Source organism: Streptomyces sp. NPDC001744, from assembly GCF_042892575.1.
Taxonomy (GTDB): Bacteria; Actinomycetota; Actinomycetes; order Streptomycetales; family Streptomycetaceae; genus Streptomyces.
Genome location: NZ_JBIAUG010000015.1, coordinates 12,613 through 34,781 on the forward strand (window position 1 = coordinate 12,613; position 22,169 = coordinate 34,781).

Below are 22,169 nucleotides of genomic sequence, written 5' to 3' on the forward strand. Positions count from 1 at the left end.
CGTCTGTCCGCACCCCTTATGCGTGCTGTTTAATTGCGAGCTGTTGGCAAAAGCAGTTGATCTTCAAAAGGGGTACGGACACGATGACCGCCCGATCCACCCGCAACGCGGCGGCCACGGTACTGGCGGGCTCCCTCGCCCTCACCGCCGCGGCCTGCTCGAACCCCGGCTCCACCGCCGACGGCGCCGGCGGGCCCAAGGATTCCGCGGTCGTCGGCATCGCCTACGAACCCGACAGCCTCAGCCCCCTCCTCGGCTACGGCAAGGACGGCAACGCGAAGATATTCGACGGCCTCCTCGCCTTCGACGCGGACATGAAGCTCAGGCCGGCCCTCGCCCGCGCGCTGCCCCGCGTCAGCGACGGCGGCCTCACCTACACCTACGCCCTCCGCAAGGGCGTCACCTTCAGCGACGGGGCCCCCTTCACCGCGAAGGACGTCGTCTTCACGTACCGGACGATCCTCGACCCGAGGACGAACAACCCCTCCCGCACCGAACTCGACGCGCTCAGGAGCGTCGAGGCGGTCGGCGACGACACCGTCGTCTTCCGGCTCAAGTACCCCTACGCGCCCTTCGCCCGGCGCACCGTCCACGCCATCGCCCCCGAGCACGTCGCCGCGAAGCAGGACGTCAACACCGGCCCCTTCACCACCAGGCCGATCGGCACCGGCCCGTACGTCCTCACCGACTGGTCCAAGGGCGAGAAGCTGAGCTTCAAGGCCAACCCGGCCTACTGGAACGGCGCGCCGAAGATCAAGAAGTTCACCATGGCGATCATCAAGGACGACGACGTCCGCGCCACCCGGCTGCGCGCCGGCGACCTCGACGGGGCCGTCCTGCCGCCCAACCTCGCCGCCGGCTTCGCGACCGACAGGACCAAGAAGACCTGGACGGCGAAGACCTACGACTACCGCACGGTCACCCTCCCCACCCACAACCCCGTGACCGGCGACACCGCCGTCCGCCGCGCCCTCGACATCGCCGTCGACCGGCGGGCCATGGTCGACAAGATCCTCGAAGGCGCCGGAAAGCCCGCCTACGGACCCGTCCCCACCGACAGCCCCTGGTTCGCCCGGGGGACCGAGCGCCGCCACGACCTCGCCGGAGCGCGGAAGATCCTCGACGAGGCCGGCTGGAAGCCCGGCCCCGACGGCGTCCGCGTCAGGAACGGCGTCCGCGCCGCCTTCCCGCTCTGGTACCTCTCCGGCGACAAGCTCCGCCAGGACCACGCCCTCGCCTACGCCTCCGACGCCAAGAAGGCCGGCATCGACGTCACGACCCAGGCCGGTACCTGGGAGGTCATCGAGCCCCGGATGAAGACCGACGCCGTCCTCGCCGGCGGCGGCTCGCCCGGCGACCCCGACTTCGACCAGTACCTCCTCCTGAAGTCCTCCCTCGCCGGCGACGGCTTCAACAACATGGCCTGGTACGACAACAAGGCCGTCGACCGCGCCCTGGAGGACGGCCGCCGCACCGACGACCCCGCCGGACGCCGCGCCGCGTACGACACCGTCCAGCGCGAACTGGTGAAGAACCCCGGCTACACCTTCCTCACCCACATCGACCACCTCTACGTCCTGAACGACTCCTGGGACGGCCCGAGCACCCAGACCGAGCCCCACGACCACGGCCTCGCCGCCGGTCCCTGGTGGAACGTCGAGACCTGGACGCCCCGGAGCACCGGAGCGGCGAAGAAGTGAAGCGCCGCCTGCCCTGGGGCGCCATGGCGCGGATGACGGGACGGCGCGCCCTGGCCGCCGTCCCCGTCCTCCTCGCCGTCACCTTCGCGGTGTTCGCCGTCGCGGAGGCGTCCCCCTTCGACCCCGTCAAGGCGTACGCCGGCACCGCCGGACTCACCGCCTCGCAGGAGAACCTCGACCAGCTCCGCGCCAACCTCGGCGCCGACCGCCCCCTCCTCTCCCGCTGGTGGGAGTGGCTCACCTCCGCGCTCACCGGCGACCTCGGCGACTCCGCCGTCATGCGGCGCCCCGTCGCGGAGGTCATCACCGAACGCCTCGGCTGGTCCGTCCTCCTCGCCGCCACCGCCTTCGCCGTGGCCGTCGCCCTCGGCACCCTCCTGGGCGTCCTCGCTGGACGCCGCCGCGGCGGCCTCCTCGACCGGGCGGTCAGCTCCGCCGCGTACACCCTGGAGGCCGCCCCCGCCTTCTGGCTCGGCCTCCTCGCCATCTGGTTCTTCGCCCTGGAGCTGGGCGTCCTGCCCGCCGGCGGACTCACCGACACCGCCAGCGACACCGTCACCCCCGGCCAGGTCGCCCACCACCTCGTCCTGCCCGCCCTCGTCCTCGGGACCTCCCAGCTCCCCTGGTTCTTCCTGTACGTCCGCCAGGGCGTCGGCGACGCCCTCGAAGAGGACCCCGTGCGCGGCGCCCGCGCCCGCGGCCTGCGCGAGCGCACCGTCCTCACCGGCCACGCCCTCCGTTCCGGAATGCTTCCCGTGCTCACCCTCGTCGGCTCCCGCGTCCCCGAACTGATCACCGGAGCCCTGCTCGTGGAGACCGTCTTCAGCTGGCCCGGCATCGCGGCCGCCACCGTCACGGCCGCCACCTCCGTGGACTTCCCGCTGCTCGCGGCGCTCACCGTCCTCGCCACCGCCGCCGTCCTCCTCGGCAACCTCCTCTCCGACCTGCTGTACGGCCTGGCCGACCCGAGGGTGGGCTTCGATGGCTGACCCGCGCACCCACCGCCTGCGGCGGTGGACCTCCGCCGTCACCGTCGCGGCCGTCCTCCTCGCCGTCCTCCTCGTGCCCCCGCTCGCCCAGCTCGACGAGCAGGCCGTCGACCTCTCCCGCAAGCTCCTCCCGCCGTCCTGGGGCCACCCCTTCGGCACCGACGACCTCGGCCGCGACCTCCTCCTGCGCTGCGTCTACGGACTGCGGGTCTCGCTCCTCGTCGGACTGGTCGCCGCGCTCGTGGCCACCGTCATCGGCACCGCCGTGGGAGCCGCCGCCGGCGCGCTCGGCGGCTGGGCCGACCGCGCCCTCATGCGGCTCGTGGACACCTTCTCCTCCGTGCCGCACCTGCTCCTCGGCATCTTCGTCGTCGCCCTCTTCCGGCCCGGCGTCTGGCCCGTCATCGCCTCCGTCGCCGTCACCCACTGGCTCTCCACCGCCCGGATCGTGCGTTCCGAGGTCCTCTCCCTGCGCACCCGGCCCTTCGTGGACGCCGCCGTCTCGGGCGGCGCCTCCCGGTGGCGCGTCGCCGTCCGGCACCTGCTGCCCGCCGTCCTGCCCCAGGCCGGCCTCGCCGCCGTCCTGATGGTCCCGCACGCCATGTGGCACGAGTCCGCCCTCTCCTTCCTCGGCCTCGGCCTCCCCAGCCACCAGGCCAGCCTCGGCAACCTGGTGCAGAGCGCGCGTTCCTCGCTCCTCGCCGGGTCCTGGTGGCCCACCCTCTTCCCCGGCCTCCTCCTCATCGTGCCGACCCTCGCCATCGCCGGACTCGCGGGCGTGTGGCGCGACCGGCTCAACCCGCGCCGCCGATCGGAGCTGATGCTGTGAGCGCCCCGAACCTCCCGGCCCGCCGGGTCCTGCGCGCCCTCGACGCCGTCGCCGCCGAGCGGGCCGGGGACGCCGTCCTCGGCGTCCGCGACCTCACGGTCCGGTTCCGGCTGCGCGGCGGCCGCACCGTCGCCGCCGTCACCGGCGCCGACTTCGACCTCGCGGCGGGGGAGTGCCTCGCCCTCGTCGGCGAGAGCGGCTGCGGCAAGTCCGTCCTCGCCTCCGCCCTCCTGGGTCTGCTCCCGGGCAACGCCGAGACCTCCGGCACGGCCCTGCTGGCGGACCCCGGCGACGGCGACGGCACCGACCTGCTCGCCGCCGGGGAGAAGACCCTCGCCCGCACCGTACGGGGCCGCCGCGTCGGCCTCGTACCGCAGAGCCCCGCCGCCCACCTCACCCCCGTCCGCACCGTGCGGTCCCACCTGGAGGAGACCGTCCGGGCCCTCACCGGCGCCTCCCGCCGCGACCGGCGCGAGGCGGCCGAGGCCGCCGCCGGACGGGCCGCCTTCCCCGCCGACCACCTCGACCGGTACCCCCACGAACTCTCCGGCGGCCTCGCCCAGCGCGCCGCGACGGCCCTCGCCCTCATCGGCGACGCCCGGCTGCTGCTCGCCGACGAGCCCACCACCGGCCTCGACCGCGACCTGGTCGACCGGACCGTGGACGAACTGCGCCGCCACGCCGACGACGGCCGCGCCCTCCTCCTCATCACCCACGACCTGGCCGCGGCCGAGCGGATCGCGGACCGCGTCGCCGTCATGTACGCGGGCCGGATCGTCGAGATCGCCCCCGCCCACCGCTTCTTCGGCCCCGCCGGACCCCGCCACCCCTACGCCCGGGGCCTCCTCGACGCCCTGCCCGACCGGGCCTTCACCCCCGTCCCCGGCATGCCCCCGGAACTCTCCGCGCTGCCCGGGGGATGCGCCTTCGCCCCGCGCTGCCCCCGCGCCACCGACCTCTGCGCCATCCGCCCCGAGCCCGTGGCCGGGGTGGCCTGCCACCACCCGGAGCACCCCCGTGCTTGAACTCGACGCCGTCACCGCCGGATACGACCGCCGCGCCCCCGTCTTCCGGGGCGCCTCCCTCACCGTCGCCCCGGGCGAGTCGGTGGGCCTCCTCGGCCCCAGCGGCTGCGGCAAGTCCACCCTCGCCCGGGTGGCCGCCCTCCTGCACCGCCCCGAAGCGGGCCGTCTGGTCCTCGACGGCACCGAGGTGCGGACCTGGCGCCACCGCGCCCCGCGCGAGCTGCGCACCGCCGTCGGCGTGGTCTTCCAGCAGCCCCGTACCGCCGCCGACCCCCGGCTCACCCTCGCCGACCTCGTCGTGGAACCGCTGCGCGCCACCGGCCGCCGCGCCGAGGCCCCCGACCGCCTGGCCGCGCTCGCCCCCGCCGTCGGCCTCACCCCCGACCTGCTGGTGCGCCGCCCGCACGAGGTCAGCGACGGCCAGCTCCAGCGCGCCTGCCTCGCCCGCGCCCTGAGCCTGCGCCCCCGCTGGCTGATCTGCGACGAGATGACCGCGATGCTCGACGCCTCCACCACGGCGGCCCTGGTCGCCGCCGTCGAGGCGTACCGCGCGGAGAGCGGCGCGGGCCTCCTCGCCGTGGGCCACGACCGCGTCCTCCTGAACCGCTGGTGCGACCGCACGGTGGAATGGCGGGACTGCCTGCCCGCGGAGGAGACCCCCTGACCGTCCCGTGACCGCCCGGGGCTCCGGCCCCCCCCGGCGGGCGCGCGCCGCTCGGCCCGCCGCTCCGGGCCCGGACGCGGTGCGCCGCCCGGGTGCCGGGGAGGCCCCGGTCGCGCGGGCCGGTCCGGTCCGTCCATCCGGGGCCCCGCCCCGATCTCACCCGTATGGCCGCCCCGCCACGCACCCGGACGGAACGCTCATTCCGCCACACTGTCCGCCGAAAGCCGCAATTCCGGTGCGGCGTCGGAGGGACGTGAAGGCGATGGCCGTTTCCATTTCTGTTGTGCTGCTCCTGCTGATCCTGACCGTGATCTTCCTGCGGAACGGCGGCCTCAAGCTCTCGCACGCGATCGTCTGCGCCCTGCTCGGCTTCTTCCTCGCCGGCACCAGCATGGCGCCCACCATCCACGACGGCGTCGCCGCCACCGCCGATGTGGTGTCCGGCCTCAGGCCGTGACCTCCGGGACCGGGCGGATCACTCCATCCCGGGCATGTCGCCCGTCGTGGTCCCCGGGTCGATCACGGCGAAGGGGGCGCCCTGCGGGTCCAGGAGCGCCGCGAACCGGCCGAACGGGCTGTCCATCGGGCCGAAGACCGTCCGTCCGGACAGGCGCTCCGCCGTCTCGACGGCCCTGTCGCAGTCGTCGACGGCGAAGTAGACCTGGACGTACGGGGGGACCTCCGGCGGGAAGTCCCCGGCCGGCATCACCATCCGGCCGAGCACCGGCCCGCCCCCCAGGTCGAAGACCCGGTAGTCCACGTGGTCGTCCTTCATCTTCTTCGAGCCGTAGCCGAAGACGGCCGGGAAGAAGGCGTCCGCCTTCTCCGGCTCCCGGGTGAACACCTCCGCCCAGATGTACGAGCCGGGCTCGCCCTCCCGCTCGAAGCCCCGGTGCGTCCCCGACTGCCAGACGCCGAACACGACGCCCGACGGGTCCCGCGCGATGCACATCGAGCCGAACTCGCCGACCCGCATCGGCTCCATCAGGACGGTGCCGCCCGCCTCCCTGATCCGCTCCGCCGTGGCGGCGACGTCCGGCGAGGAGAGGTAGAGACACCAGGCCGACCGCGGCGGGGTGTCCTGGCCGGGCATCGGCGGCACGACGGCCGCGACCGCCTTTCCGTCCTTGTACGCCTGCGTGTAGTCGCCGAACTCCGTGGACGCCTCGGCGAAGGTCCAGCCGAGCACGTCGCCGTAGAACGCCTCGGCGCCCTCGGCGTCGGTGAACATGGCGTCGGTCCAGACCGGCGTGCCTTCGGGTCGTGAGGCCATGACGCTGACTCTTTTCCGGTCGATGACGTGCTTCCTGGGAACCACGCTAGCCAGAGCCGTCACGTCCCGCTCGGCGGCGCGGAAAAGCTGCGATCATGGACGGATGGAGACGGTCGCGGGGGACGGGACGATCGCCGTCCGGCGGGGGCGGGTCACCCTGTCGGACCGGCGCACGGAGCGGAGCTGGACGGTGGAGGTCGGGCCGTACGCCCTGGCCGTCGCCCCCGTCACGCAGGAGCTGTACGAGCGGGTCACGGGGGAGCGGCCGGGCGCCGCGCACGGCGACCGGCTCCCCGTGGAGGGAGTCTCCTGGAGTGACGCGGTCCGCTTCTGCGACGCCCTTTCGGCCCGCGAGGGCCTCACCCCCGCCTACCGGACGCGGGCCGGGGACGGGGAGGGTGCGGACGGGACCGCGTGGGACCGCACCGCCGACGGCTACCGGCTGCCCACCGAGGCCGAGTGGGAGTACGCCTGCCGGGCCGGCACCACGGGGGCGCGGTACGGCCCGCTCGACGAGATCGCCTGGCACCGGGGGAACTCCGGGGAACGCCTCCGCGCGGTGGGCGGCCGGCGCCCCAACGCCTGGGGCTTCCACGACATGCTGGGCAACGTCTGGGAGTGGTGCTGGGACCTGTACGACCCCGAGGTCTACGGCGGCTACCGGGTGCTGCGCGGCGGCGGCTGGTTCGACGAGCACTGGAGCTGCCGCGCCTCGGTGCGCCGGCGCAGCCACCCCGCCCTCCGCATCGACGACGTCGGCTTCCGCGTGGCCCGCACCCTGCCGGGCTGAGCCGCCGGACGTCAGCCGGGCAGCCGGCCCAGGGCGTACCGGTGGAACGGGCCGCCGGGGATCGGCAGGTCCGGCCGCCACATCCGCAGCACCTGCGCCGAGGGCAGGAACAGCGCCTCCGGCAGCCGGTCCGGGTCCGTCCACTCCCAGCGCTCGATCTTGTCGGGCTCGGTCACGGCCGGCACCCCGCGGAAGGCGCGCAGGGCCGTGGCCGCGGTCAGGCGGGTCAGCCGGTCCGAGGTGACCGAGTCCAGGATCAGCCCGAGGACCTCCACGTCGGCGGCGTCCGCGACGAGCGCCGTCTCCTCGGCCAGCTCGCGGACCGCCGCGTCCTCCACGGACTCGCCCGGCTCGACCTGACCGCCGGGCAGCTCCCACACCCCGGAGCGGTGGAGGCCGAGGAGGACGCGGCCGTCCGCGTCCACCACGACGACACCGGCCCCGAGCGAGGCCCGGGCGTCCGGCGGGCGGACGTTGCGCTCCGCCGTCGCGGCCTGCTCCGCAGTGGTCATGGGGCTCCTTCTGCCGGGATCGTCCGCCCCCCCCCGGGGCGGAAGGAGAGCCGCCCGCCCGTCACGCCCGGCGGACCGGGGGAGAGGGCGGGGCGGGGAGACGGTCAGTCCTCCTGCGTGCGCCGCGCCCGCTCCTCGTCGCGCTCCTTGATCCGGAGGGCCTCCTTGCGGACCTCCGCCTGGATGGCGCGCTCCTTGCGCAGCCACTCCGGGAACTCCTCCTTGAGCGCGTCGATCTGCGCCGTGGTGAGCGGCTCGGTGATGCCGCCGCGCGCGAGGCCGGCGATGGAGACGCCCAGCTTCGACGCGACCACCGGGCGCGGGTGCGGGCCGTTCTTCCGCAGCTCCTGGAGCCAGGCGGGCGGATCGGCCTGGAGCTCGTTCAGCTCGGTGCGCGAGACGACACCCTCCTGGAACTCGGCGGGTGTGGCCTCGAGGTACACACCCAGCTTCTTCGCCGCGGTCGCGGGCTTCATCGTCTGGGTGTTCTGGTGCGACGTCATGCGTCCAGGGTATCGAGCGTGCGGCCGACCTCCGACCACGGCGGCTACCGGTAACCTGGCGGGGTGACAGGCTCGGACGCTTCTCCCTCGGACTCCTCCCCGGACCGTTCCCCGGATTCCCCCGCGGACCCCACCCCGGACTCCCCCTCGTTCCGGCTCGCGTACGTGCCGGGCGTCACCCCCTCGAAGTGGGTGCGGGTCTGGAACGAGCGCCTGCCCGACGTGCCGCTGGCCCTTCTCTCCGTGACCCCGGCCGAGGCGTTCGGCGCGCTCCGGGAGGGCGCGGCCGACGCGGGACTCGTCCGGCTGCCCGTCGACGGGGACGACCTCAGCGCGATCCCGCTCTACACGGAGACGTCGGTCGTCGTCGTCCCCAAGGACCACCTGTTCGCGGCGGCCGAGGAGGTCGCGGCGGACGACCTCGCCGAAGAGCTCGTCCTGCACCCCCTCGACGACACCCTCGGCTGGGAGCGTCCGCCGGGCCGTCCGGCGTTCGAGCGCCCCGCGACCACCGCCGACGCGGTCGAGCTCGTCGCGGCCGGGGTGGGCCTGCTGGTCGTCCCCCAGTCGCTCGCCCGCCTGCACCACCGCAAGGACCTCACGTACCGGACGCTCACCGGTGTTCCCCAGTCGCGCGTGGCCCTGTCGTGGCCGGCCGCCGACGAGGCCCCCGACCTGGTGGAGGAGTTCATCGGGATCGTGCGGGGCCGGACGGTGAACAGCACCCGGGGCCGCCGCGCCGAGGAGAAGAAGGGGCAGAAGGAGCGGAAGCCCGCCAGGTCCGGGAAGCCCGCCCCGTCCGGGAAGTCCGCCAAGCCGGGCGCCGGGTCCCGCACCCGGGGACGGTCCGCGGCCGGCAAGGGCGGCGGAGCCGGGGGCTCCGCGCGCGGCGGCCGGAGCGGAAAGCCCCGCCGCAGGTCCTGACCCCCTCCCGGAGGGAGCCGTACGCCCGCCGGGCGGCCCTCCCGGTGGCGCACACCGCCGGGAAGGCGTTCCGGGCCCGGCGTCCGGGCGGGCCACGGCCCTCAGGCCGGCCGGTGCCGCCGGCCGGTCCTCGCCGCCGCGACCAGCTCCGGCACCGTGGCGAACTTGACCCGGGGACGGCCCGTCTCCCGGCCCCGCGCCCGCTCGGTCCGGTCGATGGCCGCGAGGCCGCGCGCGTCGACGAGGCCCCCGCTGCGGCTCCGGGCCAGCCGGCGGAACTCCGCGGCCGTGCCCGTGGGCGCGGGCAGCGCACCGGCCACCGCGTCCGCGAGCAGCGTCCCGACCGTCTCCTCCGCGCAGACGCGGTTGGCCCCGATGCCGCCGGAGGGCCCGCGCTTGATCCAGCCGACGACGTAGCTCCCGGGCAGGCCGGTGATCCGGCCGGCCTCGTGCGGCACGGTGCCCGTGGCCTCGTCGAACGGAAGTCCCGGGAGCGGCACGCCCCGGTGGCCGACGGCCCGGACGAGCAGCCCCGTCCCGATCTCCGTACCGGCCTCCGCCCCCTCCTCGGTCACGCGCACCGCCCGGACCGCGTCGGTGCCGAGCACCTCGACCGGAGCGGAGTGGAAGCGCAGCACGATCCGGCGCCGGTCCGGCGCGGGCGGCCGCGTCCAGTCCACCGTCTCCCGGGCCACGTCCCGCAGGAGCGCGGCCTTCTCCCCGGGGGCCGCCGCGTCGATCGCCGCCCCGGTGCGCGGGTCCCGGTCGTCCACGACCAGGTCCACGCCCGGGAGGTGCTTGAGGCCGAGCAGTTCGGAGGCCGTGTAGGCGGCGTGCGCGGGGCCCCGGCGGCCGAGCAGCACCACCTCGCGGGTCCGGGCGCCGTTTAGGGCGGCGAGGGCGTGGTCGGCGATGTCCGTGCCGGCGAGGGCGGCCGGTTCCATGACCAGGACACGGGCGACGTCGAGCGCCACGTTGCCGTTGCCGACCACCACGACGCGCTCGGCGGAGAGCGGGACGGCGTCCGCGCCGGTCTCCGGGTGCGCGTTGTACCAGGAGACGACGGAGGTCGCCGGGACGCTGCCCGGCAGGTCCTCGCCGGGGATGCCGAGCCGCCGGTCGGAGGGCGCGCCCACCGCGTAGATCACCGCGTCGTGGTGGGCGGCCAGTTCCCCGGTGGTGACGTCCTTCCCGACCTCCAGGCCCAGCCGCACGCGGACGCGGGGGTGGGAGTGGAAGCGGGCGAAGGCGTCCCCGACGCCCTTGGTCGCCGGGTGGTCGGGCGCCACGCCGTACCGGACGAGTCCGCCGGCCACCGGCAGCCGGTCGATCAGCGTCACCTCGGCGTTGGTGTGCAGGAGCAGGTCCTCGGCCGCGTACATGCCGGCCGGTCCCGTGCCGACGACGGCGATCCGCAGCGGCGCGAAGTCGGACGGGAGCGAGCGGGGGAAGGAGGGTTCGTCCCAGACGTGGAAGTTGGGCGAGGCCACGGCCGGCCGGTCCGCGCGGTTCGCGTAGTACTCGGCGTTGATCGCCTCGTACTCGCGCAAGCGCTCGGTCAGCCGGTCCGCGGGGAAGATCGCCTCGGCCGGGCAGGCGTCGGCGCAGGCGCCGCAGTCGATGCAGGCCCGGGGGTCGATGTACAGCATCTCCGTGGTGCCGAAGTCCGGTTCCCCGGGCGTCGGGTGGATGCAGTTGACCGGGCAGACGGCGACGCAGGTGGCGTCGTTGCAGCAGGTCTGGGTGATCGCGTAGGTCATCTCGTCGACTCGGCTCGGGGTGCGGGATCAGATGAGGTGGGCGCGCTTGTAGACGAAGAGCGCGGGCCGGGTGAGCAGGCGGGCCGAGGCGAGGAACTCCATGAGCCCGGCGCAGCTGGAACGCAGCTGGGACTTGTAGTGCTCGTTGGCCGCGGCCTCGCGGCGGGCGCGCTCCGGGTCGAGACCGGCCTGCGCGTACACGTCGGGGCTGACCATGCTGGTGACGATGTAGTACGAGGCGATGGCGATGACCAGGGCGTGGAAGTGGCGGCGGGCCGTGCCCGCCCGCGCGAGACGGCGGCGCGTCTCGTCCCGGGCGAACTTCATGTGCCGGGACTCCTCCACGACGTGGATGTTGCTGATGGTGCGGACGAAGGGGGCGACCCGCTCGTCGCGCATCCAGTCGCGCTGCATCACGTCGAGGACCTCCTCGGCGACGAGGATCGCGGCGTACGCCGCCTCGCCGAAGCCCACCGTCTTGAAGGCGCGGCCCAGTTCGAGGACCGCGCGGCGCGGGCGGTAGGCGGGGGCGCCGAGCTTCGCGGAGCCGCGGCCGAACATGATGGAGTGGCGGCACTCGTCCGCGATCTCGGTCAGGGCCCACTGGAACCGGGGGTCGGTGGGGTCCTTCGCGTACATGTCGCGCAGCACCATCTGCTGGAGGATCATCTCGAACCAGATGCCGGTGCTGGCGACCGAGGCGGCCTCCTGCCGGGTCAGCTCCTTGCGCTGGGCGTCGGTCATCTCGTTCCAGTACGCCGTGCCGTAGAGGCTGTTCCACTCCGGGCTCTGGCCGTGGAAGTCCTTGTCGAGGGGGGTGTCCCAGTCCACCTCGACGGCGGGGTCGTACGAGAGCTTGGCGGCGGACCGGAGCAGCCGCTCGGCGACGTCCGAGTCCGGGACGCCCCTGTCCTCGGCCCCGTCGTGGCTGTCCGGGCGAACGGTGCTGCTTGCCATGGTGCGGCTCCTTGGGTCGCGATCGACTCGGAGACTTGTTAGACGTCCCGTCTAGCAAGCTTGTTAGACGGAACGTATAGCAAGCGGCCGGGCTCGCCTACCCCCCGGCGAGGACTTGTTTCCGAAACGTTCCCGGTGTACGCGCGCGAACACCCCGGAGGCGGGCACGCGAACGGGGCCGGAGCCCGGTCGGCTCCGGCCCCGTCCCGGGGGCGCGTCCTGTCAGAAGGTCAGGTTCCAGGCGTCGATCCTGCCCGTGTCCTGGCTCGCGTTGTCGCTCACGCGGAGCTTCCACACCCCGTTCGCCACCTCGGAGGAGGCGTTGACGGTGTAGGTCCGGACGATGTTGTCCGCGCTGCCGCCGGTCCGGTTGTGCAGCGGGTACACGCTGCCGTCCGGGGCCACCAGGTCGACCTTCAGGTCACCGATGTAGGTGTGCTTGATGTCCACGCCCACCGTGAGGGCCGCCGGCGCGTTGCCCGTCACGCCGCCGACCGTGATCGGGCTCTCCACCGTGGTGTTGTCGGGAACCGTGACGTCCGTCTGGTTCTCGAAGTACTTCCCGGGCGGCGGGGTCGATCCGCCGACGGCCTTCAGGGCGTCGACCGCGCCCTCCCCGAAGAAGCCGTTCCTGGCCGTGGTGCCCGTGCAGCGGGTGTCCGACGGGCAGGCCCTGTCGGTCGCCTGGACGCCCAGCCGGTCCCGGATCTGGGCCGGGGTGAAGGACGGGCTCACGCTCGCGATCAGCGCCGCGACGCCGGTCACGTGCGGGGAGGCCATCGACGTGCCGCTCATGGTGCCGTACTTGCCGCCCGGGAGCGTCGAGTAGACCCCGGAGGAACCGTCGCCGCCGGGGGCCGCGACGTCGATGACGCCGTCGCCGAAGTTCGAGTACGACGCCTTGGCGCCGCCGTTGCCCTGGGCGGCGACGGTCACGACGCCCGGCAGCTCGGTCGGGATGTCGACGCAGGCGTTGGTGATCGTGCGGGTGACCGGGGTCGAGTCGTTGGGGCTCGCCGTGTCGGTGGTCTTGTTCGCCAGGTCGTAGTTGGAGTTCCCGGCGGCGGCGACCTGGAGCGAGCCCTTGCCCTCGGCGTACTCCTGCGCCCGGCGGACGCCCTCGATGATGGCGGCCTGGTCCAGGTTGTCCGGGCAGTTGAACTGCCACGGGTCCGTGTAGTAGCTGTTGTTGGTGACCTTGAAGCCGTGGTCGCCGGCCCACACGAAGCCGCAGATCGTGTTCTCCGCGAAGAACAGCGTGCTGTTCGGCTCCGCGATGCGGACCGAGGAGATCCTCACGCCCGGCGCGACGCCGATGACGCCCTTGCCGTTCCTGGCGGCCGCGATCGTGCCGGCGACGTGCGTGCCGTGGGTGTCGACGTCCCGCCAGGCGCCCGCCCGGGTGTCCGCCCTGCCATAGGCGCAGGAGGCCGAGTCGGCGGCGTTGAAGTTGGGCGCGATGTCCTGGTGCCGGTCGTCCACGCCGGTGTCCAGGACGCCGACCTTCACCGACGCCGAACCGGTGGTGACCGCCCACGCCTGGTCGGCCTTGATCTGCGTCATGTCCCAGCGGTCGGTCTCCGTGAGCGTCGTCGCCGACTGCGCCGGATCGGCCGGGAGGACCGGGTTGTAGGCGTCGGCCGGGACGTCGGACGTGCGGGTCGCGCCGACCTGCTGGACGCCGGGGGCCGTGCGCATCGAGGGGGCGAACGACGCGGACGCCGAGTGCGCCACGATCACGCCGATCGCGTCGTACGCCGCGAAGACCGAACCGCCGTTGCCCGTGACGGCGCCGGTCACGGCGGCGGTGCCGCCGGGGGCCGTGATCACCAGGTACGCGCGGGTGCCCGCGGCCCAGGAGGCCGGGGCCGCCGCCTTCGTGGTGGTGGCCGGGCCGGCCCCCGCCGCGCGGGCCGCGACGGGCGCGGTGTCCGACGGCGCGGCGTGGACGGGTCCGGCGGGGGCGGCGAGTGCCAGGGCCGTGCCGAGGGCCGCGGCGACCGCGGCCGACGTCCTCGGCCGGCTGGATATGAGGGAAAGCAAGGCGTCCTCCGACGGCCCGGCGACGCGCACGTGCGACGCCCTCCGGGCCCTGTGGTGTGTGGGGTGGACGCAAGATCCCAGAGGCGCCCCGCGGAAGGAAGAGTTCTGTCCGAGAAGGGCGTTCGCGTTACGTACTGTTGACCGGGCGGACCGGAGGAGTGGGATGTCCCGGACGAATGCCCCGGGGTCGGCTCCCGCTCCCGGGGGGGGGCGTGTCCGGCGGCCCGGACCGCTTTTCCGTCGTCGAACTCCCGCCGGAACGGCGGCGGGACGGGGATCTCCTCGGGGTGCGGGGCCCGTGCGGACGGGACGGTGTGCCGAACCCCGCCGGGACCGGGCGGGCCTGTGGCCGGACGGCCTCCGCCCGCTGTTCACGGCCTCGGTCGGGGTCGCCTCCGCCCGTCGTTCACGGCCTCGGTCGGGGGTGTTTTTGCCCGCTGTTCACGGCCTCGGTCGGGGGCGCCCCCGACCGCCGTTCACGGTCGCGGCCAGGGCCGTCCCTCCAGGCGCTCGATGTCGCGGTTGAAGCGTTCGAGGAAGGCCGCGAAGAGGGCCACGTCCTCGGGGGACCAGTGCTCCACCACGCGCTCCAGGCCCTCGATGTTCGAGGCGCGGTCGGCCTCCAGGCGGCGTTCCCCCTCCGCCGTGATCCGGAACTTGCGGGCGATGCCGCCGTCCGGATCGGGGATGCGCTCCACGAGCCCGGCGCGCAGCATCGCGGCGGTCTGCCGGTTGAGGGTGGACGCGTCGAGGCCGAACGCCTCGCTGAGCTGTCCGATGGACATCGGCCCGTGCATGCTGACGCGGCTCAGCAGGACGTACGCGCTCCGGTCCAGCTGGTGGCCGCCGCCGACCCGGGCGCGGGGCGCGTACAGGTGCGCGTGCCGGCTGAGCAGCATGGTCTCGAACTCGACCAGGCGCGTGGGCTTCTCCACGGGCTTGTCCACAGGCTTGTCCATGGAGCCATTCTCTCCCGCGGGAGCGCCGTGTGCATCATGCACGGTTTGTGTATCAAGCAATTGATGTGCATCATGCACACGTGTCGTCGTGGAAAACCGAGCACGGCGGAAGACCGAGGGAGAACACGTGGACGGCTCCGCACCCGACACCCGGCCAGGAGGTGTCGTCGGCGTCCTCGCGCTCGCGGGCATCGTGGCCGCGCTCATGCAGACCCTGGTGGTGCCGCTCATCGGCGACCTCCCGAAGCTGCTCGGCGCCACCGCGTCCGACGCCTCCTGGGTGATCACCGCCACCCTCCTCGCGGGCGCCGTCGCCACCCCCGTCGCCGGACGGCTCGGCGACACCCTGGGCAAACGGCGGGTCCTGCTCGCCTCCGTGGTCCCGCTCGTCGCCGGCTCGGTCGTCTGCGCGCTCGCCTCCTCCGTCGTCCCGATGATCGTCGGACGCGGACTCCAGGGCCTCGGCATGGGCGTCGTCCCCCTCGGCATCAGCCTGCTCCGCGACATCGTGCCGCCGGAGAGGCTGGGCGGCTCCATCGCCCTGATGAGCGCCTCCATGGGCGTCGGCGGCGCCCTCGGCCTGCCCTTCTCCGCCGCCGTCGCCGAGAACGCCAGCTGGCGCGTCCTCTTCTGGGTCGCCGCCGGACTCGGCCTCCTCGTCGGCCTCCTGATCTGGCGCGTCGCCCCCGTGGGAAGCCGCGTCGCCGCCCCCGGCCGCTTCGACCTGCCCGGCGCGCTCGGCCTCGGCACCGGACTCGTCGCCCTGCTGCTCGCCGTCTCCAAGGGCGCGAGCTGGGGCTGGGGCAGCGCCGCCACCCTCGGTCTCCTCGCCGTCGCGGTCGTCGTCCTGCCGGCCTGGGGCGCGTGGGAGCTGCGCGTCACCGACCCCCTCGTCGACCTGCGGGTCACCGCCCGCCCGGTCGTCCTGATGACCAACGTGGCCTCGCTCCTGGTCGGCTTCGCCATGTACGCGCAGTCCCTGGTCGTCCCCCAGCTGTTCCAGCTCCCCGAGGCCACCGGTTACGGCCTCGGCCAGTCGATGACGGCCATGGGCCTGTGGATGGCCCCGGCCGGCCTGATGATGATGGTCCTGGCCCCGCTCGGCGCCAAGCTGTCGGCGGCCCGGGGGCCCCGGGTCACCCTCTCCGTCGGCGCCCTCGTCATCTCCGCCGGATACGGCTCCTCCCTCGCCCTGATGGGCTCCACCTGGGGCCTGTTCGCCGTCACCCTCGTCTGCAACACGGGCGTCGGACTCGCCTACGGCGCCATGCCGGCCCTCGTCATGGGCGCGGTGCCGCAGGAGGAGACCGCCTCGGCCAACAGCTTCAACACCCTGATGCGTTCCCTCGGCACCTCCGTCTCCGCCGCCGTGATCGGTGTCGTCCTCGCCCGGACGACCACCACCCTCGGCGGCCACGTCCTCCCCTCCGAGGACGGCTTCCGCGTCGCCATGCTCATCGGCTGCGGGGTCGGACTCGCGGCCGCCGTCGTCGCCGCCCTCATCCCGGTCCGGTCCGCGGCCACCGGCTCCGGCGGCGCGGACGGCGCGGCCGGCGAGGGGACGGACGCCGGGGCCACCGCCCCCGGGGCCGTCGCAGGCACCGCCGCCTGACCGCGCCCGGGCCCTCCCGAAGCAGGGCGGCCCGGCCGGGGACGTGGGGACGGTCCCGGCCGGCGCCGCCCGTCCGGCGGGTGGCCGCGATGGTCCGCGCCGGACACCGTGAGGGCCCCGGCCGCCGTGTCTCCACGGCGGCCGGGGCCCTCACGGACGCCTCCTACTCCCGCTCCTCCGCCTCCAGCGTGAACAGGGCCCCGTCCGGGTCCCGCACCACCACGCGCCGCTCACCGTCGGCTGCCGGACGCACACCGCCCCACTCGCCGCCCGGGACCACCGAACCGCCGTGCTCCACGACCGCCGCCTCCGCCGCCTCCAGATCGCGCACCCGGAACCGGACGAGCCAGCGCGGCCGCAGCTGCGGCCGGGGAGAGGCGGACTCGACCGGACCGCTGTTCAGCCGGGCGACGGCCTCGCCGTCGTGCCGCAGGACCACCTGGTCGTCCTCGTACGACACCTCGGAGCGGCCGGGACCGCCCTCCGCCCATCCGAGGACCCCGCCGTAGAACACGGCCGCGTCGAACGCGTTGCGGGTGTGCAGCTCCACCCAGGCCGGCGCCTGCCGCTCACCGACCTGCCAGCGCGACACCAGCCGCCCCTCCCACACCGCGAACGCCGCGCCCTCCGGGTCGGTGGCGAGCGCCGCGCGGCCCCGGGGCGGAAAGGCGACCGGGCCCACGCCGACGGTGCCGCCGCGCTCCCGGATGCGCCCGACCGTCGCGTCGGCGTCGTCCACGCCGAAGAAGACCGTCCAGGCCACCGGCACCGCCATCTCGGCGGCCACGGCCGCGATCCCGGCCACCGGCACCCCGTCCCGCTCGCCCACCGCGTACGCGTCGCCGAGGGCCCCCCTCCGGAACGTCCAGCCCAGCACGGCCCCGTAGAACCGTTCCGCCGCCCCGAGATCCCGTGCGGAAAGATTCAGCCAGCACGGTGCTCCCCGTGCCTCCCCGGTCGTCGGCCCCGACACCGGCACCACCTCCTCGTCGTCCTGAGTGCGCCGTGCGCCCCTTCCCCGTCCCGTCCCGTCCCATGCGTGGACTCACCCGTCCGCCGCCGGTCACCACACCCCCGGGGAACGGCCGCGGGTCAGTGGACCGCGTGGGCCGCCCGGGCGGCGTAGGCGCGCACGTCCGCGTCGGGGTCGTCGGCCGCCCCGGCGAGAGCGGCACGGGCCGCGGGCTCGTGCCGGTGGGCGAGGAGCGAGAGGACGGCCGCCCTGCGCACGTCCGCGTTCGCGTTGGCGAGCGCCGGGGCGAGCGCGGGGACGGCGAGGGAGGCGGCGGCCGCCCGGAGCGCGGTCGCCGCCCCGGCCCGCACCTGCCAGGCCGGCGAGCCGAGCGCCGCCACGGCCCGCGCCGCGTACTCCGGCGGGCAGCCGGTACCGGCCAGGGCGGCGAGGGCCGCGCCCGCGACCAGCGGGTCCGCGTCGTCCAGCAGCGGCGCGAGCGGTTCCGGCCGGGGCTCCCGCACGGCCGCGAACCCCCTGGCCGCCGCGGCCCGCACCTCGCGCGCCGGGTCGGCGGCGGCCGGTGCCAGCTCCGCGACCGCGTCGGCCGAGACGAGGGCCCGGACGGCCTCCACCCGTACGTCCACGACGGCGTCGGAGAGCGCGGCGGCGTACAGCGCGGCGTCCCCGAGCCGCAGCGCCCGCAGGACGCCGAGCGCGGCGGCCCGCACGCCCGCGTCGGGCACGTCCAGGGCCTCCCGCAGGCCCGCCGCGAGCGCCGGCCCGGCCGGCAGCACCTCGACCAGCTCGCGCAGCGCGGCCGAGGCGGCGGCCCGCACCCGGGCCGAGCCGTCCCGCAGCCGTGCGGCGAGCGCCGGTCCGGCCCCGGCCGGAGCGGTCTCGCCCAGGGCGGTGACGGCGGCGGCCCGTACCCCCGGATCGGCGTCGTCCAGGTAGGGGCCGAGCACGTCGAGGCCGGGGGAGTCCTCCACGAGGGCGAGCAGTTCGAGCAGCCGGGGAGAGGGCGCCGCCGTCACCGCCGCCGTCTCCCCGGCCGGGACGGGCGCGTCCGCCTTCGCGCGCGCCGCCGGGACCGCGTCCCGGCGCCCCGCCGTGGCCACCGGCACGAGCTCCACCTCGCCAAGGTGCCGCTCGGGACCGCCCGGCGGAGCGAACTCCGGCACCGGCACCAGGTACGGCTCGACCGGCCGCGCGGTGAACTCCATCGCCCCGGAGGGGGCCTTGCGCAGGTCGAGGTGGTACAGCCACCCCCTGTCGTCCCGCTCCGGGTGGTCGAGCCGCTCGTGGTAGAGCCCCCAGCGCGACTCCGTCCGCGCCAGCGACGCCCGCGCCGCCATCTCGGCGCAGTCCCGGATGAACGACACCTCCGCGCACCGCATCAGCTCGTGGGCCGTGCGCGCCCCCATCCCGGCGATCTCCCCGGACATCCGGTCGAACGCCTCCACCGCCAGGGAGAGCTTCGCCCCCGTCTTCGGCGGCGCCACGTAGTCGTTGACGAACCGCCGCAGCTTGTACTCCACCTGCGGCTGCGGCGGCCCGTCCGGGTTCCGCAGCGGCCGGTAGACCAGCTCGTGGGCCTCCGCGACCTGCCGCGCGTCGAACTCCCCCTCGTACGCCCGGTACTTCGCCGCGTCCTCGCCCGCCAGGTCGCCGAAGACGAACGCCCCGATCATGTAGTTGTGCGGTACGGAGGCCAGGTCCCCGGCCGCGTACAGCCGGGGCACGGTCGTCCGGGCGTGGTCGTCCACCCGCACCCCCGAGGCGGAATGGCCCCCGCACAGGCCGATCTCGGAGATGTGCATCTCGACGTCGTGCGTCCGGTAGTCGTGACCGCGCCCCTCGTGGAACGTGCCCCGGGTGGGCCGCTCCGTGGTGTGCAGGATCGACTCGACCGCGCCGACCGCCTCCTCGGGCAGGTGGCTCAGCTTCAGGTACACCGGCCCCCGGTCCGAGGCGAGTTCGGCCGCGAACTCGGCCATCATCCGCCCCGACCAGTAGTCCGACTCCACGAACCGCTCGCCGTGCCGGTTCACCTGGTACCCGCCGAAGGGATTGGCGACGTAGGCGCAGGCCGGCCCGTTGTAGTCCTTGATCAGGGGGTTGACCTGGAAGCACTCGATCCCGGTGAGCGCCGCTCCCGCGTGGTACGCCATGGCGTAGCCGTCGCCCGCGTTCGTCGGGTTCTCGTACGTGCCGTACAGGTACCCGGAGGCGGGCAGCCCGAGCCGCCCGCACGCGCCCGTCGCCAGGATCACGGCCCCGGCCCGCACGACGACGAACTCGCCCGTGCGCGTGTGGAACCCGGCGACGCCCACGGCCCGCCCGTCGTCGGGGTGGGTGAGCACCCGCACCGGCATGACCCGGTTCTCGATCCGGATCCGCTCCCGCATCTCGCGCCGCCGCAGCTGCCGGTAGAGGACCTTCTTCACGTCCTTCCCCTCCGGCATCGGCAGGACGTACGAGCCGGACCGGTGCACCTGCCGGACCGCGTACTCGCCGTGCTCGTCCTTCTCGAACTTCACCCCGTACGACTCCAGGCGCCGCACCATCGCGAAGCCCCGGGTCGCCGTCTGCCGGACGGTGGACTGGTCGACGAGGCCGTCGTTGGCGCGGGTGATCTCGGCGACGTAGTCGTCCGGTTCGGCCCGGCCCGGCACGACCGCGTTGTTGACGCCGTCCATCCCCATGGCGAGGGCGCCGGAGTGCCGCACGTGCGCCTTCTCCAGGAGGAGGACGTCCGCCCCGCGCCCGGCGGCGGTCAGCGCGGCCATCGTGCCGGCCGTGCCGCCGCCGACGACGAGCACGTCGCAGGAGAGTTCGGTCGCGGCGGCGGGGTCGGGGACGGTCAGGGGGGTGTCCACGGGATGCCTTTCGGATGGGTCGGGGAGGCGGAGCCGGACGGAGCGGTACGGGCGGGACCGGCGGAACGGTCCGGGCGGGGCCCAGGCCGGACCGGCCGGGTGGGTTCGGGCGGGGCCCCGGGCGGAGGGGTCAGGGCGAGTCGAGGACCCGGCGGCGCAGCGCCGCCGTCGCGGGCGCGTCCCCGGCCTCCCGCGCGCGCGGGTGCGGCACGTCCAGGACCTCGCCGGACGCGAACAGGACGATCCGGTCGCCGAGGTGGAGGGCCTCGTCCACGTCGTGCGTGACGAAGACGACGGTCGCGCCCGTACCGCGCAACACCTCCACCAGGAGGTCCTGCATCCCGGCCCGGGTGTGCGCGTCGAGCGCGCCGAACGGCTCGTCCATCAGGACCGCCCGGGGCCGGCCGGCCAGGGCGCGGGCCAGCTGCACCCGCTGACGCTGTCCGCCGGACAACTGGTGCGGCAGCCGGAGGGCGTGTCCGGCCAGCCCGACCCGCTCCAGCCACTCCTCCGCCGAACGGCGCCGCTCGGCGCGCGGGACCCGGCGGATCGCGAGGGGCAGCTCCACATTGGCGCGGACCGTCCGCCACGGCAGCAGGGCGTCGTGCTGGAAGACCAGCGCCCGGTCGGCGCCGGGCCCGCGCACCGGCACCCCGTCCTGGGTGACCCGCCCCTCCAGGGGAGGCAGCAGCCCGGCGAGGGTGCGCAGCAGGGTCGTCTTGCCGCAGCCGGACGGGCCGACGACGGCGAGGAGTTCACCGGGCGCGATCCGCAGCTCCGCGGGACCGGACGCGGCGGAACCGTCCGGGTGGCCCAACCGGGCTCCGTGCAGGGCGAGTTCCGCGCCCGCGGCACTCGTGGCGCTCATGGCACCGGCTCCTTCTCGGGCAGGGGGACGGGACGGGAGGGCGTCCGGCCGGGCCCGGTGCCGGTCCGTCCGGCCGGGCGCGGCAGCCACGAGGTGGCCCGGCGGCCGAGCGCCTCCACGGCGGTGGAGGTGAGCCGGCCGAGGACGCCGATGGTTGCCATGCCGACGAAGACGCCGGGATAGTCGACGACCGTGTAGTCCTGCCAGGTGCGGTAGCCCACCCCGTACTCGCCGGAGATCATCTCCGCCGAGATGACGCAGATCCACGAGACGCCGATCCCCACGGACAGACCTCCGAAGACTCCCGGCAGGGCGCCCGGGAGGACCACCGAGAACAGCACCCGGGTCCGGCCCCCGCCCATGGTGAGCACGGCCTCCTCCCACACCGGGTCCAGCGCCCGCACCGCGTGCCGGGTCGAGACGAGGACCGGGAAGAGGGCGGCGGCACAGGTGATGAGGACGATGCCCTGCTCGTTGGTGGGCAGCAGCAGGATCGCGACCGGGACCAGGGCGATGGCCGGGACCGGCCGTACCACCTCCACCAGCGGGTCGAGCAGGTCGGAGGCCCACCGGGACCGGGCGACGGCCGTCCCGGCGGCCACCCCGAGGACGGCCGCCAGGAGGAAGCCGGCCGTGATCCGGCGCAGACTGTGGCCGAGGTCCTGCCAGTACGCCTCGGTGCCGGCCCGGTCGGCGAACGCGGAGGCGATCTCCACCACCGTGGGGAACTGCTCGAACCGCAGCCACAGGTTGACGTCCAGGGAGGTCAGCGCCTGCCACAGGCAGAGGGCCGCGAGCAGCGAGGCGACCCGGACCAGGCGGCGGCCGGCGGGCAGCGACGCCCCCCGCGCGGCGCGGCGGCCCGCGACCGGAGCGGGCTCCCGCGCCGGACCCCGGTCCGCGGCCGGGAGGATCCGCGCGCCCGCG

The 22,169-nt window shown here is 75.0% G+C and carries 20 protein-coding genes; 9 read left to right on the forward strand and 11 right to left on the reverse strand.

Annotated elements, in window-relative coordinates; genetic code table 11:
• Positions 1–83: 83 nt before the first annotated feature.
• The 6 genes from ACFYZY_RS18840 (at position 84) to ACFYZY_RS18865 (ending at position 5,664) form a co-directional block, all read left to right on the forward strand.
• Entirely contained in the window at positions 84–1,700 is a 1,617-nt protein-coding gene (locus ACFYZY_RS18840; RefSeq protein WP_388695219.1) for an ABC transporter substrate-binding protein, read from the forward strand.
• Complete coding sequence (locus ACFYZY_RS18845) at positions 1,697–2,689, forward strand: ABC transporter permease (RefSeq protein WP_388695222.1); 993 nt, start codon at positions 1,697–1,699, stop codon at positions 2,687–2,689. Before ACFYZY_RS18840 ends, ACFYZY_RS18845 begins: the two co-directional genes overlap by 4 nt.
• Complete coding sequence (locus ACFYZY_RS18850) at positions 2,682–3,518, forward strand: ABC transporter permease (protein WP_388695224.1); 837 nt, start codon at positions 2,682–2,684, stop codon at positions 3,516–3,518. The genes ACFYZY_RS18845 and ACFYZY_RS18850 overlap by 8 nt, the downstream gene beginning before the upstream one ends.
• A complete protein-coding gene (locus ACFYZY_RS18855; protein WP_388695227.1) occupies positions 3,515–4,543 on the forward strand; it encodes an ABC transporter ATP-binding protein in 1,029 nt (342 codons plus the stop codon). The genes ACFYZY_RS18850 and ACFYZY_RS18855 overlap by 4 nt, the downstream gene beginning before the upstream one ends.
• Entirely contained in the window at positions 4,536–5,207 is a 672-nt protein-coding gene (locus tag ACFYZY_RS18860; RefSeq protein ID WP_388695229.1) for an ABC transporter ATP-binding protein, read from the forward strand. Before ACFYZY_RS18855 ends, ACFYZY_RS18860 begins: the two co-directional genes overlap by 8 nt.
• Positions 5,208–5,469: 262 nt before the next feature.
• The gene (locus ACFYZY_RS18865; RefSeq protein WP_388695231.1) at positions 5,470–5,664 is read left to right on the forward strand and encodes a hypothetical protein; all 195 of its coding nucleotides are present in this window, start codon (positions 5,470–5,472) and stop codon (positions 5,662–5,664) included.
• An 18-nt stretch (positions 5,665–5,682) separates the two neighbouring features.
• On the opposite strand, the gene ACFYZY_RS18870 is transcribed toward ACFYZY_RS18865, so the two are convergent.
• Positions 5,683–6,480, reverse strand: a complete 798-nt coding sequence (locus tag ACFYZY_RS18870; protein ID WP_388695234.1) for a VOC family protein — start codon at positions 6,478–6,480, stop codon at positions 5,683–5,685.
• 103 nt (positions 6,481–6,583) lie between these two features.
• Between ACFYZY_RS18870 and ACFYZY_RS18875 the strand changes: the two genes are divergently transcribed.
• Positions 6,584–7,270: a formylglycine-generating enzyme family protein gene (locus ACFYZY_RS18875; protein ID WP_388695237.1), complete on the forward strand. Its 687-nt coding sequence runs from the start codon at positions 6,584–6,586 to the stop codon at positions 7,268–7,270.
• 11 nt (positions 7,271–7,281) lie between these two features.
• Here ACFYZY_RS18875 and ACFYZY_RS18880 read toward each other — a convergent pair whose 3' ends face one another.
• Together ACFYZY_RS18880 and ACFYZY_RS18885 are read right to left on the reverse strand one after the other, a co-directional pair.
• Positions 7,282–7,782, reverse strand: a complete 501-nt coding sequence (locus tag ACFYZY_RS18880) for an NUDIX hydrolase (protein WP_388695239.1) — start codon at positions 7,780–7,782, stop codon at positions 7,282–7,284.
• Positions 7,783–7,886: 104 nt separating this feature from the next.
• A complete protein-coding gene (locus ACFYZY_RS18885) occupies positions 7,887–8,285 on the reverse strand; it encodes a DUF5997 family protein (protein ID WP_388695240.1) in 399 nt (132 codons plus the stop codon).
• A 165-nt stretch (positions 8,286–8,450) separates the two neighbouring features.
• Here ACFYZY_RS18885 and ACFYZY_RS18890 point away from each other — a divergent pair, with 165 nt between their 5' ends.
• Complete coding sequence (locus ACFYZY_RS18890) at positions 8,451–9,209, forward strand: LysR family substrate-binding domain-containing protein (protein WP_388695566.1); 759 nt, start codon at positions 8,451–8,453, stop codon at positions 9,207–9,209.
• Between the two features lie 101 nt (positions 9,210–9,310).
• Here the strand turns inward: ACFYZY_RS18890 and ACFYZY_RS18895 are convergent, their stop codons facing one another.
• From ACFYZY_RS18895 to ACFYZY_RS18910, 4 genes are all read right to left on the reverse strand, one after another.
• Complete coding sequence (locus ACFYZY_RS18895) at positions 9,311–10,969, reverse strand: FAD-dependent oxidoreductase (protein WP_388695242.1); 1,659 nt, start codon at positions 10,967–10,969, stop codon at positions 9,311–9,313.
• 27 nt (positions 10,970–10,996) lie between these two features.
• On the reverse strand, positions 10,997–11,926 hold the full coding sequence (locus ACFYZY_RS18900) for a diiron oxygenase (RefSeq protein WP_388695245.1): 930 nt from the start codon (positions 11,924–11,926) through the stop codon (positions 10,997–10,999).
• A 222-nt stretch (positions 11,927–12,148) separates the two neighbouring features.
• Entirely contained in the window at positions 12,149–13,969 is a 1,821-nt protein-coding gene (locus tag ACFYZY_RS18905; RefSeq protein ID WP_388695248.1) for a S8 family serine peptidase, read from the reverse strand.
• A 476-nt stretch (positions 13,970–14,445) separates the two neighbouring features.
• Positions 14,446–14,928: a MarR family winged helix-turn-helix transcriptional regulator gene (locus tag ACFYZY_RS18910; protein WP_388695250.1), complete on the reverse strand. Its 483-nt coding sequence runs from the start codon at positions 14,926–14,928 to the stop codon at positions 14,446–14,448.
• Between the two features lie 127 nt (positions 14,929–15,055).
• On the opposite strand from ACFYZY_RS18910, the gene ACFYZY_RS18915 reads away from it, so the two are divergent.
• The gene (locus tag ACFYZY_RS18915; protein WP_388695253.1) at positions 15,056–16,540 is read left to right on the forward strand and encodes an MFS transporter; all 1,485 of its coding nucleotides are present in this window, start codon (positions 15,056–15,058) and stop codon (positions 16,538–16,540) included.
• A gap of 163 nt (positions 16,541–16,703) precedes the next feature.
• Here ACFYZY_RS18915 and ACFYZY_RS18920 read toward each other — a convergent pair whose 3' ends face one another.
• From ACFYZY_RS18920 to ACFYZY_RS18935, 4 genes are all read right to left on the reverse strand, one after another.
• On the reverse strand, positions 16,704–17,522 hold the full coding sequence (locus ACFYZY_RS18920) for a VOC family protein (protein WP_388695255.1): 819 nt from the start codon (positions 17,520–17,522) through the stop codon (positions 16,704–16,706).
• A gap of 110 nt (positions 17,523–17,632) precedes the next feature.
• Positions 17,633–20,374: a fumarate reductase/succinate dehydrogenase flavoprotein subunit gene (locus tag ACFYZY_RS18925; RefSeq protein WP_388695258.1), complete on the reverse strand. Its 2,742-nt coding sequence runs from the start codon at positions 20,372–20,374 to the stop codon at positions 17,633–17,635.
• Between the two features lie 130 nt (positions 20,375–20,504).
• Entirely contained in the window at positions 20,505–21,242 is a 738-nt protein-coding gene (locus ACFYZY_RS18930; protein WP_388695261.1) for an ABC transporter ATP-binding protein, read from the reverse strand.
• Positions 21,239–22,078, reverse strand: coding sequence for an ABC transporter permease (locus ACFYZY_RS18935; RefSeq protein WP_388695568.1), 840 nt, complete (start codon positions 22,076–22,078; stop codon positions 21,239–21,241). The genes ACFYZY_RS18930 and ACFYZY_RS18935 overlap by 4 nt, the downstream gene beginning before the upstream one ends.
• Positions 22,079–22,169: the final 91 nt, after the last annotated feature.